This window comes from Bacillus sp. LR--39 (assembly GCF_053613335.1).
This window is the reverse complement of the sequence record NZ_JBSIOT010000048.1, coordinates 1-2,175: the sequence shown is the minus strand read 5'-3', so window position 1 is coordinate 2,175 and position 2,175 is coordinate 1. Positions and strand designations below refer to the sequence as shown.

Sequence of the window (2,175 nt, the reverse complement as noted above, 5' to 3'; positions counted from 1 at the left end):
CGCTTTACTTTGTTTTTATATGATTGTACTATACAAGTATAATAATTGATTTAGTCATATAACGACTTGTATTTATTCAGTTAATGTACATTTGTATTATACAAGTATATATGATGTTGTCAATGCCGGAGATTGGAATAGGGAGCGAGAGCGATTGCAAAATCAAAATCCAGTTGAATTAATTGAATATGAGCTGACGACTTTTATCAGGAGAGCTGTTTATCTGGATCAATCAGAGAAAAGAACAGGGAATTTGGAGAGATCTTCGTACTTATTACTGAGACAATTGGATGAGTTTGGGCCTGCTCGTGTTAAGGAATTGGCAGAATCGTTTAAGCTTGATATTTCTACTCTTTCAAGACAAGCAGCTGCATTAGAGGCAAAGGAGCTCATCTATCGTTTCTCAGACCCATCTGATGGGAGAGTCAGCCTGTTTACTATTACAAAACTCGGCAAACAACTATTAAAAGCCGATCAGCAAAAGCGCCTTGAACGTTATGAACAGATGCTGAAAGAATGGTCAACACAGGAAAAAGAGATGTTCGGCGAGCTGCTGCAGCGTATGAACAAGGCTTTTATCGATTAACAGCTAAAAAACCCATGGTTCCGCTGGAACAGCATGGGTTTTTCTTATAGTCAGAGATTACCTGCATCGTTTGGCGGCAGCCCAAGCCACTAGTCCGGCAACAACAGCCGCCGATACAATGGGGCGCTTCGTCGCTTTTGTGTAGTAGCTTCTTGACCTCATCCATCCTTTATTTGTGCCTCTGTCATGCATACCGCAGCCCGCATCATAAAGAGCGCTTTCTTCTCTCGGTTTGGACGGTCTTTCGGCATGCTGGCTGTGATACATGATTTTTTCCATCAGTCTGTCGGTCAGACGAGGAAAAAGCGCGCCCAGCATGGCGATGGCTTTGGCCTGTGAGCCGATGTACATGTCGCGCTTAGGGTGTTCGGCGGCAAACAGGATCGCTTCGGCGACCGCTTCCGGCGGATAGATCATGGAGCGGTAATGAGCCGGCTGTTTGTCGAGGTAGCTGTGCGCATGCTCGTTATATGGTGTGTCAATTCTGCCCGGGTGGATGAGCGTTACCGAGACGGGCGCCTGTTCCTTTTCAAGCTCCATTCGGATGCTTTCCGTCCAGCCGTGAAGCGCAAATTTGGCAGACGCATATGTGGATTGAATGACTGTTCCCCTGTCTCCGAACAGGCTTCCTACATTAATGAGTGCGCCCGGCACACCTCTGCCGGTGTAGTGTTTGACAGCCGCTCTTGTTCCGTAAACAGGTCCCCAGAAATTTGTGTCGAACATGCGCTTCATGTCTTCGACGGTGACGTCCATGGCGTGTCCGAAAGTCGAGACGGCCGCATTGTTGACCCATGTGTCAAAGCGGCCGAATGTGCTGATCGCGGTTTCTGCGATGCGGTTGACGTCCTCTTCTTTTCCGACATCCGCCTTTACCCATATGGCGTCGTGCCCTTTTTCCTTAAGTTCATCAGTGAGCTCCTTCAGCGCGTCTTCATTTCGCGCTGCTAACACGACCTTTGCGCCTTTTTCAGCTGCCATTCGTGCCGTGACAAGTCCGATTCCGCTTGAAGCGCCGGTAATGACGATCACCTGATCCTTGAGTTTTTTCAGTTTGATCTTTGTTTTTATGGCGGGGTTTTGTCGTTCAAGCTGTTCTGTATTCGTGACTGAATGATCGATTGTCATTGAGAGATCCCTCCTAGACGCTGTTTTTGTACATTTACCCCATCCGGAAGGGTCTTACCCCTTTTGACAATCACAGGGTTCTTTTTTATATTATATAAGTCGCTCTACCATACCTAGGAGGGAATGTTTTAATGACTAGCAGAGGAGATTCACGTGAAAAAATCCTTCACACGGCGTCACGTCTGTTCCAGCTGCAAGGATATCACGCGACAGGTTTGAACCAGATTGTAAAAGAAAGCGGTGCTCCTAAGGGATCGCTTTATCACTTTTTTCCGAATGGCAAAGAAGAATTAGCAATTGAAGCGGTTACATATACAGGTAAGATCGTTGAACATCTGATACAGCAAAGCATGGATGAATCCTCTGATCCTGTTGAAGCGATTCAGCTTTTTATCAAAAAAACAGCCAGCCAATTTGATAACACAGAAAGCATTAAAGGTATTCCAGTCGGTTTGCTGGCG

Annotated in this window: 2 protein-coding genes and 1 pseudogene; 2 read left to right on the top strand and 1 reads right to left on the bottom strand. The window is 46.3% G+C overall.

Annotation, left to right across the window (positions count from 1 at the left end; all coding sequences use genetic code 11):
- The first annotated feature begins 154 nt into the window (after positions 1-154).
- Positions 155-586, top strand: a complete 432-nt coding sequence (locus tag ACWHAR_RS20060) for a MarR family winged helix-turn-helix transcriptional regulator (RefSeq protein WP_003243994.1) — start codon at positions 155-157, stop codon at positions 584-586.
- A 57-nt stretch (positions 587-643) separates the two neighbouring features.
- On the opposite strand, the gene ACWHAR_RS20055 is transcribed toward ACWHAR_RS20060, so the two are convergent.
- Positions 644-1,714, bottom strand: coding sequence for an SDR family oxidoreductase (locus ACWHAR_RS20055; protein ID WP_041333983.1), 1,071 nt, complete (start codon positions 1,712-1,714; stop codon positions 644-646).
- Between the two features lie 131 nt (positions 1,715-1,845).
- Here ACWHAR_RS20055 and yxaF point away from each other — a divergent pair.
- Positions 1,846-2,175, top strand: a pseudogene (gene yxaF / locus ACWHAR_RS20050) (transcriptional regulator YxaF); the annotation flags it as partial.